The sequence below is a fragment of the Xanthocytophaga agilis genome, from assembly GCF_030068605.1.
Taxonomy (GTDB): Bacteria; Bacteroidota; Bacteroidia; order Cytophagales; family 172606-1; genus Xanthocytophaga; species Xanthocytophaga agilis.
On sequence record NZ_JASJOU010000019.1, the window covers coordinates 155,988 to 171,314 of the forward strand.

9 protein-coding genes are annotated in these 15,327 nt (G+C 39.7%); 2 read left to right on the forward strand and 7 right to left on the reverse strand.

Annotated features, from left to right (window positions below; translation table 11 throughout):
- Positions 1 to 252: 252 nt before the first annotated feature.
- The 6 genes from QNI22_RS35320 to QNI22_RS35345 form a co-directional block, all read right to left on the reverse strand.
- Positions 253 to 1,698 carry an alpha-L-fucosidase gene (locus QNI22_RS35320; protein ID WP_314518690.1) on the reverse strand — a complete coding sequence of 482 codons (1,446 nt, stop codon included), beginning with the start codon at positions 1,696 to 1,698 and terminating at the stop codon, positions 253 to 255.
- Between the two features lie 94 nt (positions 1,699 to 1,792).
- Positions 1,793 to 4,261: a carboxylesterase family protein gene (locus QNI22_RS35325; RefSeq protein ID WP_314518692.1), complete on the reverse strand. Its 2,469-nt coding sequence runs from the start codon at positions 4,259 to 4,261 to the stop codon at positions 1,793 to 1,795.
- Positions 4,262 to 4,312: 51 nt separating this feature from the next.
- Positions 4,313 to 6,172, reverse strand: a complete 1,860-nt coding sequence (locus QNI22_RS35330; RefSeq protein WP_314518694.1) for a beta-galactosidase — start codon at positions 6,170 to 6,172, stop codon at positions 4,313 to 4,315.
- Positions 6,173 to 6,445: 273 nt separating this feature from the next.
- Positions 6,446 to 7,996: a SusD/RagB family nutrient-binding outer membrane lipoprotein gene (locus QNI22_RS35335; protein ID WP_314518695.1), complete on the reverse strand. Its 1,551-nt coding sequence runs from the start codon at positions 7,994 to 7,996 to the stop codon at positions 6,446 to 6,448.
- 73 nt (positions 7,997 to 8,069) lie between these two features.
- Positions 8,070 to 11,756: a SusC/RagA family TonB-linked outer membrane protein gene (locus QNI22_RS35340; RefSeq protein ID WP_314518697.1), complete on the reverse strand. Its 3,687-nt coding sequence runs from the start codon at positions 11,754 to 11,756 to the stop codon at positions 8,070 to 8,072.
- A gap of 96 nt (positions 11,757 to 11,852) precedes the next feature.
- Positions 11,853 to 12,812, reverse strand: coding sequence for a FecR family protein (locus QNI22_RS35345; RefSeq protein WP_314518699.1), 960 nt, complete (start codon positions 12,810 to 12,812; stop codon positions 11,853 to 11,855).
- A gap of 155 nt (positions 12,813 to 12,967) precedes the next feature.
- Between QNI22_RS35345 and QNI22_RS35350 the strand changes: the two genes are divergently transcribed.
- On the forward strand, positions 12,968 to 13,546 hold the full coding sequence (locus QNI22_RS35350) for an RNA polymerase sigma factor (RefSeq protein ID WP_314518701.1): 579 nt from the start codon (positions 12,968 to 12,970) through the stop codon (positions 13,544 to 13,546).
- On the opposite strand, the gene QNI22_RS35355 is transcribed toward QNI22_RS35350, so the two are convergent.
- The gene (locus QNI22_RS35355; RefSeq protein WP_314518703.1) at positions 13,539 to 14,411 is read right to left on the reverse strand and encodes an AraC family transcriptional regulator; all 873 of its coding nucleotides are present in this window, start codon (positions 14,409 to 14,411) and stop codon (positions 13,539 to 13,541) included. The two genes, QNI22_RS35350 and QNI22_RS35355, sit on opposite strands and share 8 nt — an antisense overlap.
- 156 nt (positions 14,412 to 14,567) lie before the next feature.
- On the opposite strand from QNI22_RS35355, the gene QNI22_RS35360 reads away from it, so the two are divergent.
- On the forward strand, positions 14,568 to 15,311 hold the full coding sequence (locus QNI22_RS35360) for a (Fe-S)-binding protein (protein ID WP_314518705.1): 744 nt from the start codon (positions 14,568 to 14,570) through the stop codon (positions 15,309 to 15,311).
- Positions 15,312 to 15,327 lie beyond the last annotated feature (16 nt).

Consider the following 15,327-nt stretch of genomic DNA (forward strand, 5'->3'; position numbering starts at 1 on the left):
CACTTGCTAATTTCTGCCTCTAATATCTGATATTCCAGAGAATTTATGAGACAAAGCTTGGAATAAAATAGGCAATAAGTCTGGAGGGATTAATTTTACAACTAAAACTTTTGAAAAAACATCTATCTTAAAACACTCATATTGCAATAGAAAACAAATATTATTCTACTCACAAACCACATATGAAAATAAAACAAAAGAGCCCGACCTTGCGGACGGGCTATAACTTATAGATACATTTACTTAAAAGACTTATCCTTCTGGCGTAAAGGCAATACCCAGAGCAGCATATGTCTTGTTTTGTTTACGAAAAGCTTCAGGTAGCCATACCTTTACTTTATTTCCGCTACGCTCCCATTTTACTTTGGCACCACTTGCAAGTAATGTCATAGCAGAACCTTTTTTGGGAGCATTGCCAGTCCATTCAATGAAGGCAGGTACTTCTTTGCCTTCTGGTAGTTGAGCCAGAGCATATAATATATTTCCAGTTTTTGCTTTGGTAAAATACACGTCACCATCTTTGAACGTATCGGTAGTACGGGTATTGTAAATAGCCTGTCCGTTTTTATCGAGCCACTTTCCGATTTCTGCCAGTCGCTGCACAGCCTCTTCGGTAAGCGTACCATCGGGCTGAGGACCAACGCCCAACAGAAGACTCCCTCCTTTGGCAACAATCTCAATCAGAGAATGTACTACCTTCGTTGCAGACTTCAGTTGATCGTTTGGTACATATCCCCAGGCATTACCCAGTGTCATACAGCTCTCCCATGGGTTGTTCAGCTTGTGATCCGGAATGCGCTGCTCAGGTGTCTGATAGTTCTCATAAGGGCCATGTACGGTACGGTCTACAATTAGTAAACCAGGTTGCGCCTGACGCGCCATACTGGCAATACGAGGCATATCAATATCCTGACTCCATGCTGGAATAGATGCACCCCAGGCACGTACTTCGTCATTTACAGTCTCTAGTGGACGTACCCAACCGCCATCTAACCATAGAATATCCATCTTTCCATAGTCATGCATCAGTTCACTGATCTGGTTGTAGGTATACTGCTTAAACTGATTCCAGCGCCATGGATGCTTACGGATATCATAGTTGTTGTTCCGGTCGGCAGTGGCATATTTAGGCCACCAATAGTATTCGGTATGCCAGTCAGGCTTAGAGAAATACGCCCCAATCATGAAATTCTGCTTTCGGAAAGCTTCAAACACATACTTTGCCACATTGGCTTTCGGATTACCAGCAAAAGGACCATTCGTAATTTTAAAGTCACTTTGTTTAGTATCAAACATACTGAATCCGTCGTGGTGTTTGGTGGTGAATACCACATACTTCATCCCTGCTGATTTAGCTGCCGTAGCCCATTGATCCGGATTAAATTTTACAGGATTAAACTTGGCGCTCTGTCCCCAGTACCATTTCTTATAGTCATCATAGGAGATAGTGCTATCACGTTCGATCCAGTCCTCCGAACACAGTTCCCAAGATTCAATAATACCTGGAACTGCATACAATCCCCAGTGGATAATCATACCAAATTTCTGATCCTGCCATTGATCCAACTTTTGCTTTACCTGAGGATCGTTAGGCCACTCGTACACAGAAGATTGCTGGTGGATATTACCTTGTGCATTTACCTGAATAGCAGGTACACCCAGCAAGGCCATCCACAGAAATAATCGTAGTTTCTTCATAGAATAAAAGAGTAAGTAGATTATAGAAGTGTTGGTTAAACAAAAAAGCGATTTATACTGGCTTTAAAAGTAGTATAAACCGCTTCAGAATATATTATTGATTGATAATCTCGCCGTTTTTCAGTGACCAGTCATTTCCGAAAAATCCAGCCATCTTTACTCCTTTGATACCCTCTTTCAGCATATCTGTTGTAAAGATCATAAAGTCAGGAAAACCACTTCCACCACTGAAGTACTGATTCGCTTCACTAGCCCGCATTCCGGCTAATCCGGTTCCACCAATCACCGCGACAGAAGCAACCGGACTATCCGGTCTTGGCCAGGAGAAATATGCCCCGATATCTGTTCCTTTTTGTTCTTTATCACCCAGTTTTGCGACTCCATTGGATAGCTGAATCGGACAGTCAGACAGCAGCGGCTTCCATGCTTTGTTGGTAGAGGCATTGCCATAAATAATCACCCCTCTGTCTTTGTATTTCTTCAGGTCAAATTCTTTATCTGCAATCACATCTACCGCGCCATTTCCTCTGTAATACCAGGTTTCAGCATCATAACGAGCTTTATTGTATGCCCACTCATTTTCCTGAGCAGTACCTCCGGTTGCATACACAAATACCATCTGGTTATTAAATGGCTCTTTGAACGTTCCATTTCTGTGAGGTCCTTTCTGTATAGTTTTGATAGCCTCTGCCTTTGTCCATGATGCACCTTTAGACAGATACAGTTGCTCGTTGCTTTGTTTTACAATGTGGTGTATAACGGGCAGGCTATCCAGCGTAATGTGTACAGTATCTCCTTGTTTAAAATCAGCCATATCTAGTTTCAGTAAAGCGATGTTTTCTGTAACACCTGAAATTTTATGACTGGCTTTGTTGCGTTGTAACTGAATACGGCTATATTTCAATGCCTGGTTTTGCTGTACAATCGTTGCCCAACGCATCGTAGCTGAGATCGCAGGATTAGCTGTAGTAAAGTCAATTACATTGGCTGCGCTGTCTGCTGAAATTTTGTGCCACTTGAAGAAATCGAAAATAGGCTTCCAGTCCACACTTTCGTTACCATACCAGTGAGAGCCACCCGGATATTCGTAGTAGCTGTAATCTGCATGGAAAGTTCCTAACAATTTGCGCATTTGACGTGCATAGTCTACAGATACAACCGGATCGGCATCACCATGTAAAATATATATACCCAGTGCTTTGTAGTTAGAAGCCAGCGAAATTACATTACTTGGATTGCTGGCACGCAACAGCAGATTTTCCATTGGTGTAGCCCCTGCCTCTGGAATCTTTCCATCATGTGATCCGTAGGCCGATAATACCGGATAGCCTGCACAAGGGGCAATAGCAGCCCAGTTACCAGGGAAAGTCGCTCCCAAATACCAGGTTCCGTGTCCTCCCATTGAGTGACCTGTCAGATAAATATGCTCCGGATCAGGTTTAAACTCCTGTTTTGCCATTCCAAATACTTCCAGTGCATCCAGACGACCCCAGTCTTCCCAGTTAAATCCTCTCGGACGTCTGTTGGTAGGTGCAACTAGCACACCCCAGTTCTTAGGCTCATAGGCTCTTGCCTGACCAATAGCCTCTACCCCTGCTCCGTGTACTGACAGGAATAAAGCAGGCGTTTTACCATCTGGCTGTGCCTGTGGAGCTACAGCGTAGTACTGGATACTCCCATCAATCTTACTGGTGAAGGTCTGTATGTATTGTTCTCCAGCACCTGTAGCGGTAATTTTTATTTCTTTCTCATCCCACACTTTTCCTTTTGCCTGCAAACTTACTTTCACAGGGTATTCTCCCTTTTGCTTAATGCCAGTTGCATTTATTCTGAAACCCACCTTTCGTGTAGTTAATGCATGTACTACAGGCAGTGTAGTGGTATAGTCTTTTCCTTGTAGGGAAGTTTTAATTTGTATATCTTTTAATGGCTGAGCAGTAGTATTAACAACCACCATAGCACCCCATAGCTGATCATTTATTTTGCCATGAACAATATGAGGCAATGTCATATCTTCTGTGCTCAATGCAACGGCCTTATCCGGAAAAGTCAACTTGGCTGTTATGCCCTGATAACGAGAAAAAGAAGCAGTCCGAACCAGTATTTCGTTCAGGCCTTTCTTCAATACCACAGGTATGTACATCCATCCGGAAGCATAGGCATCACCTCCATGAGGAGCACCATTAAAATACAGCATGCTATGTCCGCTTACATTCAGTATCGCTGTCTTTGCTTCATTGGCAATATAGGTCAGATATAGATAGCCATCCTGTGCCAGTCCTGCTTTGAACTTACTTTCCTGGTCTGTTTTGATAGCTTGCCAGGTAACAGGCTTTCCATCCTTATCTGTCAGCACAGTTTGTCCGGCAGCAGGTGTTTTTAGTTCATTACGAAACAACAGATAGGTTAATTGATCTGTGTAAAGTGCTTCACGTCCATAATGATGACAGGGACCGGCAATCAATCCCTCTGAAAAAGTATAAGTTTGTTGAGCCGAGACATAAGTACCAGACAGCAATAGTCTGATAATCATAAAGCTCCATACGAAAGATAATTTATGCATAGGATGTATGGCAAACGATAGATTGGTTAGAATCTAACTGGTTAACACTAATTATTTATCAAGCACAGGCTTTTCAACCGTTTTAAGAACAGTTTGAGCCACATCGTTTTGTTGTTCAAAGATTACCACTTCATTTTTACCTTTGGTAAGCCAGCAGCCTGGTACATACAAAGTCTGCTGAGGACCAGCATTCCAGTAACGTCCCAGGTGGTGTCCATTGATAAACACAATCCCTTTTCCCCAACTACCCATATCCAGGAATGTATCCCCTATCTTGTCCAGTTCGAAAGTTCCTGTATAGAAGGTAGGCTTACCTGTTGTATTTTTGGGTGGATATCTTTGCAGATCAGGCACCGATATAAGTGGCAGGGAATACATCTGCCAGTTGCCAGTAATTTCAAAGTCATTGATTAGCACAGGCGAGATAATGCCTTTGGTGTTATTAGGGATCTCTGCGCCATAGTTGATACGTCCCATATTTTCCACCAGTATCTCCAATGTGCCATTAAACGGAATAGTTACAGGCAGATCATATTTTTTATCCACTCTGTTTAACTCCCCTACTTTCTTACCGTTTACATATACAAGTGCATAGTCACGCAATCCATTCAAATGTAGTGTCCCTGATAGTGGCTGAGTAAATCTCTTACTATACAACACATACCCATATCCCTGATTTAAAGCCTCAAATGTCAGTGGAGAATCATTGGATACAGGCTTTATGTCTTTCTTCAGATCAGCCAAATCCACAGTCCGGGAAAGAGGAATGTCAGGAATAGTGATAACAGAAATTTGTGCAGGAATGGCAGGTACAGGATACTTTACGTATTTTTTCATCAACTCCCGCAATGCCATATACTTTGGTGTGGCCCATCCTGATTCACTTACGGGTGCATCATAGTCATAACTGGTTATATCAGGCTGAATGTCATGTTCTTCATTGTAGTTGGCCCCAGAAGTAAATCCAAAGTTGGTCCCGCCATGTGCCATATAGAAGTTAAAATGAACTCCATTTTGCAGGTACTTCTCCGTTTGTTTGACTATCTCATCAGTCCCAATACGAACAAATGGTTCAGCCCAGTGATCCAGCCAGCCTGGATAAAATTCGGCTACCATATAAGGTCCTTTACCATCATGGTATTTGTCTACAGCCTTTTTCAGGTTGTCTATATTTCCTTCTCCATTTGCGGTAGGTAATACACCACTGATGACCCCACCTTCAAACAACCAGCTTCCGTCTGACGTAAAAAACGGACCAGTAAACCCTGCACCAGTAAGCATCTGCTGAATAGTCTGGTTGTAGGCACGATGTTGTTCTATAGGAATATCCTGGCGTTGTGACACATACGAACCAAACTCGTTCTCGACCTGTACCATAATGATAGGCCCACCTTTGCTTACCTGAAGCGATGAAACCTGTTCAGCCAGCTTGGTGATATATACTTTACAAGAATCCAGGAAAGGTTTATTGTTAGTCCGGATTACCAGATCCTTGTTCTTTTGTAACCACCACGGATAGCCTCCAAATTCCCATTCTGCACAGGCATAAGGCCCTGGCCTCAGAATCACATACAATCCTTCTTCTTTTGCCAGCTTAATAAACTCTGCCAGGTTGCGGTTTTCTGATGTAAAATCCCACACACCAGGAGCTGTGTTATGGTAATTCCAGAACACATAGGTTGCTACAGTGTTTAGCCCCATAGCCTTCAGCATCTGAAGCCGATGGCGCCAGTAAGGCTTGGGAATGCGTGCATAATGCATTTCACCAGAATGAATCTGAACAGGCTTTCCCTTATCCAGAAACTGGCCGTTTTTAATTTCGAAAGTTTGCTTTTGGGCATAAATCGGTTTTATCCCCAAAAGCAAAGCAGGTAACAGAACAGAAGTAATGATTTTGGAAATAGGCTGCATCGAAATAAGAAGAGACAATGCGCAGTTGAAAACAGATGAATACTGCTGCGTACGATATAAGAAGAACCTTTCAATACAGGCAATAAATCAGGGTTACTCTCCCGATTATATATAAAGTGACACTCTATCTTTAAAATGTAAAACTATATAAGGTAGAGATTAAAAGACCCCTTACTGAATAGTAAGGGGTCTTCGATCTAATCCCCTAGGCATTTGTTATGAACACCCAAATACCTGATAAAAAATTAATTTTCATGCAATAAGAATACAAACTTAGTCTACATCCCAGAAGATTTTTGTTGTACGGGTGTCTTTAGCCTGTACATCTTTATAGTTAGTATTATAAGTTGTTTCTGTAGAAGGATATACCAACCGTGTTGGAGGTGTAGTATAATTCGCCAACGTAGCAGTTGGGAATGTCAACTGAGGATAGTTTGTTCTACGATACTCAGCCCAAGCCTCCTTAGATTGCAAAAATCCTAAGTGTAACCATTTCTGATTCCAGATTTTAGCCAGCTTCTCAGTATCATCACCAGTATACGCAGCAGTAGATGTTGTTGCAAAAGTAGTAATTTCGCTATCTGCAGGTTTTGCTAACACTGTCAAACCTGTTGTGTTCAGACTATTCAGATAATAGTAGAATGTAACAGATTGTTTTAATGCAGTTTCATATGCAGTTTTGGCATCTGCAGTGCTTCCCCAACGCTGATAAGCCTCTGCTTTCAGGAAATTAACTTCTGAAGCTGTGATAACAATACCAGGTAATCCTGGATTTTGTAAGAAGGTAGCAGAATCCAGAATAGAATATTTCTGAAAGTTGTTTTCCTGTTCTGAAGCCGTAAATGTGATTGGCATTGCAGCATATTCTTTATTAGGAGTGAATACCTTACCACTAGTTACACCAAATTTGTCAAACATTACAGGAATACGAGGATCATCTGCTGGTTTCATCAATGTGTTCAGCATATAATCTGGCGCGTAATAGCTTGGTAATTCTGTTAAGGCAGAGTTAAGGTTGGCAGTATATGTCGTCAACGGCTTTAACAGGATATCAGTAGTACCAGGAGCATAATTTGCTGCATTACCACCATCTACCAGTGGATATGTATCGCCATTATTCAGCATTTCCAGGACAGCAGTTCTTGCTGTTGCTTCATCTTTCTTCGAAATACGCATCAGTAACCGCAAACGAATAGAGTTTGCGTAACGTTGCCACTTGGTAAGGCTACCACTAAGTAGAATATCTGCCTTTGTAAAAGATGCATTGGAAGACGCATCACCAAAGAAAGCAGCGGATTCTTTCAAACCAGCCAGAATGATATTATACAATTCAACCTGATCATCAAATTTTGGATTAGCTATTACGCTGGATGATTCAAGGCTTCCTGCTTCACTGAAAGGAATATCACCCCACAAATCAATCATTTGAGATGCCTGATCATACAATACGATTCGTGCAGCCTGCATAAAAATCTCCTGATTAGCCTTCTCTTCTGCTGCCAGAGAATTGTATACATTCTCCATGGAACGGTACAAAGCAATTACACCACTACCATTGCTATTAGGTACATAGAAATTAGACCAATATTGTCCTATGTAACTATCATTGTGCTGGTACATAGCCGTACTGTTTGAAAAAAAGGCAGTCTGGCTGTAGACAGCAGGATGTTGTAACAAAAATGTACGAACATTCCAATAAGAAGGTCTAACCCGGTCATTATCCAGGATTCCCGTTAATAATCCAGGTAAATTTGCACTACTGGATTGTTCCGGGTTATTGAATTTTTCTTCCAGTTGATTTTCACACCCACAAAACACGAGCATGAGAGAACAGAAGAGGCTTGATGTTATAAAAAACTTTTTTGTCATGTCTTTTTTTCTTAATAGGTTCTTCATGTTAGAAAGATGCATTCAATGAAAATCCGAAACTACGTGTAGGAGCAGTAGAACCTACATCCACACCTTGTGACCACCACTGATTACCCAGAGGAGCTTCAGGATCGATATTTTCTAATGTTCTCCAGATATAGAACAGGTTACGACCTACCAATGAAAAACGCAGATTTTTCAGATGAACTCTATCAGATATATGAGAAGGAATTTTATAACTCAAAGTAATTTCACGCATTTTGATGTAACTATTATCAAAAAGGGCACCTTTTGAGTTCCATGCATCAGCACCCCAGTTATACGTTGTCATATAGTACTCAGCAGCACTGATTACTTTGGTATTTTCTTCTCCTGTATTCTGATTTACACCTTTCAGCAATACACCATCATCATGAATTTGTCCGTCAGCAGGATCTGTGTAAGTTAAACCACCCCGTGAAGCATCTCTGTATTGAAGTGTATTCTCATACATACCTGCACCCATAGCATACTTGGTTGGAGTAGAGATCATCTTTCCACCTATACGATAGTCGATAGTAAAGTCAAGGGCAAAGTTTTTATAGGAGACAGTGTTTGAGAAACCACCAATAGCTTTAGGCATAATATTACCAGCTTTCTCATATTTGGACTTATCAATCACATAAAATCCATCATCTGATATCAGGAAGTTACCATTTTCATCTTTTGCACGTTCGTACACATAGATATTTCCTAATGTTTCGCCTGGCGCTGCTACCAATTTTATAGCGTTTTGATCCGCATTATAAAAATTCACTTCAGACACTCCATTTAATGAAATCACACGAGATTTATTGAATGCATAGTTGATCCGTGTATCCCAACGTACAGCTCTTGATACTGGAGTTGCATTAAATGCGATCTCAACCCCACGGCTTCCGATTTCACCAACATTCACAATCTGACTGTTAGCACCATTAGAAGGAGCAGTAGCCAAGTCCAGAATCTGATCTTTTACTTTGTTAGAATAGTAAGTAAGATCTATACCGAATTTATTATTCAGGAATCTTGTCTCCAGACCTACTTCTGTTTCATATTTCATCTCAGGTTTCAGCAACAAGTTTCCGTAAGCAGAATTGGTGATTAGTTTTGGTACAGAACCATTTACAGATTGCAAAGAACTCTGAGTATACAGAATATTTGATCCATAAATTTTTGCACCATTACCTACAACACCATAAGAAGCTCTCAATTTACCATAACTAAATGCAGTTGGTAATTGCAATACATCCGTGAAAACGAAGCTACCATTGGTTGACCAATAGAAATAACGATTGTTACCAGCAGGCAGTGTTGAATTATACTCCTGACGAGCAGTACCTTCTAAGAATAAGAAGTTTTTGTAACTGAAGTTAGCAATTCCGATATAGGCATACTTTAGCATTTCTTTGCGTGTTGCTGTAGTATTAAGTATACCATAAGAATTAGCTAAACTAAACCAGTTTTCAGAAACCAAGCCATTGGTTGTACCGGAATACTGATCTTTATAATGTTCATTACGTCCCTGAAAACCGCCACTTACTGAATAATCCAGATCAGATCCTATTTTGTTGGCATATGTTAATAACATATCACCATATAGAACAGCGTATTGTCCTTTAGATGTACCATACATGCCGGTACTACTTGATGATGAATTATATGCAGTAGCATATTCATTGTAACGCTTATCTTCTATTCCGATTCCTGTATAATCATTACCAATACGACCTCTGAATTTCAAATGATCAATCACATCCCAGTTTAATGTAGCACTGGTAATCAAACGATTTTCTGTTTCATCATATTGATTTCTCAATTGATTCCAGAAAAAGTCTAATAAGTTGGTAGCGCGAATATTATAAGTAAATGCTTCTGGGCGTCCAGATGTATAAATTCCATATTTGTATCCATCAGAAGTCTGATATCTTTCACGCATTAAACTCATATCTTCTGTCCGGCTAAAGAATCCAGCAAAAGAACCCAATACCTGACCTAATTGGGCTGCACGATTGTGAGTACGAGTATTAATATAGTTTACAACAATATCTGTACTAACTTTATTATTCAAATGAACAGTACTGTTCAGGTTAAAAGTAGTTTTCTCCTGCTTGCTACCAGGGTTAGTACTTTTATAATCCAAATGAGTAGCGGACAAACGATAACTAATTTTATCAGTCTGATTGGATAAGCCAATGTTGATGTTTGAACTATATCCTTTATCAAATACATCTCTGTAGTTATCAGGACGGGCAGAGTAAGAACGAACAGAACCATCCCACCAGCTTACTTGCTGGCCTTCCATTTTAGGACCAAATTGTCCGTAAGCTCTGAAATAAGGACGGAAACCAGTAGGAGAGTTTGAATCAGCAATCCATCCTTCTGCATTAGCACCGGCAGAAAGGTTGGTGGCTCTGTCATATCCTGGTCCGTATATATTTTGGAATTTAGGAAGGAAAGCAACACGTTCCAGTGTACCTGTATAATTTACATCTACACCCAAACCTTTTCCTTTGGTACCTTTTTTAGTAGTGATCACGATTACACCACTAGATGCGTCTGAACCATATAATGCAGTTGCACTGGCACCTTTTAGTACTGTTAAGCTTTCAATATCAGCAGGGTTAATATCCAGAATACCATTACCACGTATACGCTGATCATCCCAATAATTGTTATTATTGGCACCAACAGAACCATTCTGCTCATCATTCCGAATAATAACACCATCTACTACATAAATTGGTTGCTTATTGTTATTCAGCGAGTTAATGCCACGAATCTGAACATTTACCGCACTTCCAGAACCACCTGGAGCTGTAGTAATTTTCACACCAGCAGCTTTACCATATAATGCAGAAGCAAAGTTGGTGTTACCACTTTTTGTGATTTGTTCAGCAGTGACAGTACTTACTGCATATCCTAATGCCTTTTCTTCTTTTTTAATACCCATTGCAGTTACAACTACTTCATTCAATGACATAATGTCTGGAAGCAATGTAACGTCAATAGTAGTTTGATTATTAACAGCTATTTCTTCTGTCACATAACCTACAAAAGAGAATACCAAAGTACCTGTTCCTTCAGGAATAGTAAGGTTGTATTTTCCTTGTGCATCTGTTACAGTACCATTAGTAGTTCCTTTTAAAGAAACACTTACTCCAGGTAGTCCCTCTCCCCTATCATCTTTTACTTGTCCTGTTACCTGAAATGCAACAGCAGGTGTACTGATAGAATTAGCAGGGCCTGCTAAAGCTGTACTGTTTACCATTGCCATATTAGTCATATTATATGGCAATGTTTCATTCCCATTTGCAGAAGTTTCTGTCTTTACCCGTTCTTTCTTCAGGTAAATAATATAGGAATGATTATTATTTTTTTCAAAAGTTAATTTAAGAGGAGTTAATAGACTATTTAGTATCTGATCCAGTTCTTTGGATTGCAGTTCTTTGCGATCAACAGATACAGATTTACCTTTTAGTACTTTGGGATTGTAATCAAAGATAACCCCGTAGTCCTTAGATAGTTCCTTTAATACATCTACCAGATCCTGAGATTGATTTTGCTGAGAGAATCGGTGTGTACTTTGTACGGAGGCTAGTGCGATAGGCTGTACTTGCCCAAACATAGGCAGTGCAGACCCAACAAAAAACGACCCGTAAACAAATGTTCGGAGCCGAAGTAGGTTTTTCCTCATGAAAATTGTAATTTTGGGGTGAATTAAATTAACTGATTCCGGGCTGTCAGCATCATTGTAGTTACTGGTACTAACTACATGTGTATGACAGCTTTTTTAATGGATCACATAGTGGTTATCTTGTTTGGTTATTTTTGTTTGGTATAATTTTTCAAACTTTTCAAATAAAAGATCTACCGAATCGACTGGAACCGACCCTGTAAACAGCTCCTTCTTTACCGTAGTATCCTGAAAATCAACTTCAATCCCGTAACTATCATACAGTTGATCTGCAATTGACTCAAGTGTTTCATCCTGAAAAAGTAACAGATTTTCTTTCCAGGAAACAGCTACTTTAGGATTGGTAGTCTGAGGCATTAACAAAGGACGAGTAGTAGAATAACTAACCATTTCTCCTGGTTTCATTACATACGTTGACTCCGTATCTGATACTTTTACTTTACCTTCCTGTAATACCACATTTGTGATCCCCCTGCGATTACTCACATTAAACTTTGTTCCTAAAACCTCTATCTGAAGATTATCAGGTGTATGAACTATAAATTTTTGATGATTCTTTGTATGCTTCACTGAAAAATATGCTTCCCCTTCAATCCATACTTCCCGGTTCTCCTCAGGATTCCAATCGGGAGCATAGCGGATCGAAGAGTTTCCATTTAATACAACTACAGACTGATCAGGTAACATTATTTCCCTACGATTTCCAAAAGCAGTTTCTTCAATCTGAAGAGGATTTCTGGTATACATCCATATACTTGCCACAGAAATGATCAGTACTAAAACAGATGCTGCTGCCCAGATCCAGCGATTAGAAGACAATGGGATCACTTTCGCCTCTTCTCCAGCAGCTGTATCTTCCTTTGTTTTTATAGTCTGCAGAATATTCTGATACATGGTAGTACCTAAACCTGAATATTCTGCTTCTGAAAGACCTGTTAGAAATTCCTGATCCTCTACTGATTGATTCCAATATGCTTCCAGTAATTCCTTTTCAGCAACAGTTGCGGTCCCTGCTCTTACCTTTCTTATTAGTTCTGTTAATTGTAATGGTTCCATCGAATATTAGGTTATTGTATGTAAGTAGGACAACTTTCAATTTACCCTAAAGCCCAGAGCATAATTTTCTATCTTTTTTTTCAAAAAACAGAAAATAGTTTTTTTTTCATATATTTGAGCCTAGATTCACAAACAGGTTCACGTTTATTTTGTCTATGAATCAATCCTATAGAGAAGAGGAAGACTGGATTATAGCCCTACAGAATGGCGACGAAAAAGGATTTGAGCAGATATATCAAAAGTATTGGCCTAAGCTTTTCTCCGCTGCCTACAATCATACCCGTATTCGCGAAACAGCACAGGAAATTGTGCAGGAAGTATTTGTTAGCCTTTGGGTCAACAGATCAACCATAACTATTCACACAAATCTTCAGGGTTATTTGTTGCGTGCAGTGCGTAACAAGATATATGATCACTTTGATAAGCAAAGTGTACGATCCAAATATGAGTTATTTGTATCCGTGCAGCAACCTAATGCTATCAATTTTACAGAGCAGGAAGTAATCTACACTGAACTGGATGAATTAGTACATACAGAAATGAATGTACTTCCGGAAACAACCCGCCAGGTATTTCAACTAAGCCGATTTAATGGATTTACTATTCCTGAAATAGCTGATGAAATGCAGGTTTCTGTAAAAACAGTCGAATACCATCTTACCAAAGCACTAAAACACCTTCGGTTACGACTCTCAGAATTGTTGTTTCTGCTTGCAACCTTACTGGTTATTTAGACAAATACTGTTGTTGGTTATGTGCCTTCTGATAATGCAGTGGGCTTACTCCGGTAATGCGTTTGAAATATTTGTTAAAATTGGCAAATGTGTTAAAGCCACTTTCAAAACACACTTGCGCTACACTCAACTTTGCTTCTGCCAATAATTTACAAGCGTGTCCTATTCTAAGTTCTAGTAAAAACTGTGAATAGGTTTTACGGGTTCTGGCTTTAAAGTACCTGCAGAATGCATGGGGGCTAATATGTGCCAAAGCAGCTACTTCCTCCAGAGATATTTTTTGTTTAAAATAGGTAGTTGAATACACCAGCACTCTATTCAGACGGTCTGTTTCATCTTCACTTAGTGCCAATGTATATCCTGTTGAAGAGATCAACTGAAAGTTCTTACAAACAGCTATCCTATATAATACATGCAAAAGAAACAACAATCTTTCACCCTCTTTAGCCTCTGCTAACTGGAATAAATAAGACACAAAGGTGTCAGACTCTTTTGTGGTTAATTGTATTCCTCTCCTAGCTTTGAAAAACAATTCTTTCAATAATCGATTTTCGGGTAATTCCAAAAAAGATGTCCCCCAGAAATCTTCCAGAAAATGGACAACCAGTGCTTTGGCTTGTTCATTCTCCTCTGATCCATTACACAACCAATAGTGAGGTACATTTTTTCCTATTAGTATACTGTCGCCTGCCTGAAATGACTGAATCTTATCTCCCAGAAAAATCATTCCTCTCCCTTGCTCAATATATACCAGTTCAACTTCCGGATGAAAATGCCATCGGTTATAAGTTTGCAACACTACACTGGTTCGAACACTGAAGGAATGGTCAGGTGATAACTGAAGTTTTAATAATAACGGTTTCATAAATAAAATGAATTAACTTAATCTCTTCTCAAAACAGATTAAATTATGTCAAAATAGTTGTAAAAATAGCCAATCCAAGCGAACTTTCCTTATAAAAAAAGATGCTATTTTACAGTATCGTTTTATACTATATTTTAAAACTACACCTGTCTTTTTATGAAAGTAGGCTTGTTTATACCTTGTTATATTGACCAGTTCTATCCCAACGTTGGTATTGCAACACTGGAACTACTGGAAAAACTAGGCTGTAATGTTGCATTTCCTCTTAATCAAACGTGTTGTGGTCAACCTATGGCGAATTCGGGTTATTCGAATCTCACCAAAGGGTGTGATGCAAACTTTGTCTCAAACTTTTCTGAGTTTGACTACATTGTGGCTCCTTCAGGAAGTTGTGTACTTCATATTAAAGAACATCTCAAAGATGCTGATCATCCGGAAAAGGCAATTCAGATACGAAAACGGATATTTGAATTATGTGAATTTCTAACGGATGTTCTAAAAATAGACAATCTGCCAGCCTCTTTCCCACATCGGGTTGGATTACATGCCAGCTGTCACGGACAACGTGGGCTTCACTTGTCGTCTATGTCTGAACGAAACGAACCTTCATTCTCTAAACCGGGTCATCTGTTATCTATGGTAAAAGGACTGGATTTGGTACAGGCAGAACGTCCAGATGAATGTTGTGGCTTTGGAGGCACCTTCTGTGTATTTGAAGAGGCTGTTTCTGTAAAAATGGGAAAAGATCGTATAGGAGAACATGTACAGAACCAGGTGGAATACATTACAGGTGGTGACACTTCCTGTCTGATGCATCTGGAAGGTATACTCAAACGACAACAATCCCCTATCCGGATTATTCACATTGCAGAAATACTGAACAGCAGTATCTCCAACTAGCTTTTCCAGTAAAAGG

Excerpts from the sequence above, each read along its gene's own strand:
- QNI22_RS35320 (WP_314518690.1), bottom strand. The coding sequence starts at position 1,698 with ATGAAGAAACTACGATTATTTCTGTGGATGGCCTTGCTGGGTGTACCT.
- QNI22_RS35325 (WP_314518692.1), bottom strand. The coding sequence starts at position 4,261 with ATGCATAAATTATCTTTCGTATGGAGCTTTATGATTATCAGACTATTG.
- QNI22_RS35330 (WP_314518694.1), bottom strand. The coding sequence starts at position 6,172 with ATGCAGCCTATTTCCAAAATCATTACTTCTGTTCTGTTACCTGCTTTG.
- QNI22_RS35335 (WP_314518695.1), bottom strand. The coding sequence starts at position 7,996 with ATGCTCGTGTTTTGTGGGTGTGAAAATCAACTGGAAGAAAAATTCAAT.
- QNI22_RS35340 (WP_314518697.1), bottom strand. The coding sequence starts at position 11,756 with ATGAGGAAAAACCTACTTCGGCTCCGAACATTTGTTTACGGGTCGTTT.
- QNI22_RS35345 (WP_314518699.1), bottom strand. The coding sequence starts at position 12,812 with ATGGAACCATTACAATTAACAGAACTAATAAGAAAGGTAAGAGCAGGG.
- QNI22_RS35350 (WP_314518701.1), top strand. The coding sequence starts at position 12,968 with ATGAATCAATCCTATAGAGAAGAGGAAGACTGGATTATAGCCCTACAG.
- QNI22_RS35355 (WP_314518703.1), bottom strand. The coding sequence starts at position 14,411 with ATGAAACCGTTATTATTAAAACTTCAGTTATCACCTGACCATTCCTTC.
- QNI22_RS35360 (WP_314518705.1), top strand. The coding sequence starts at position 14,568 with ATGAAAGTAGGCTTGTTTATACCTTGTTATATTGACCAGTTCTATCCC.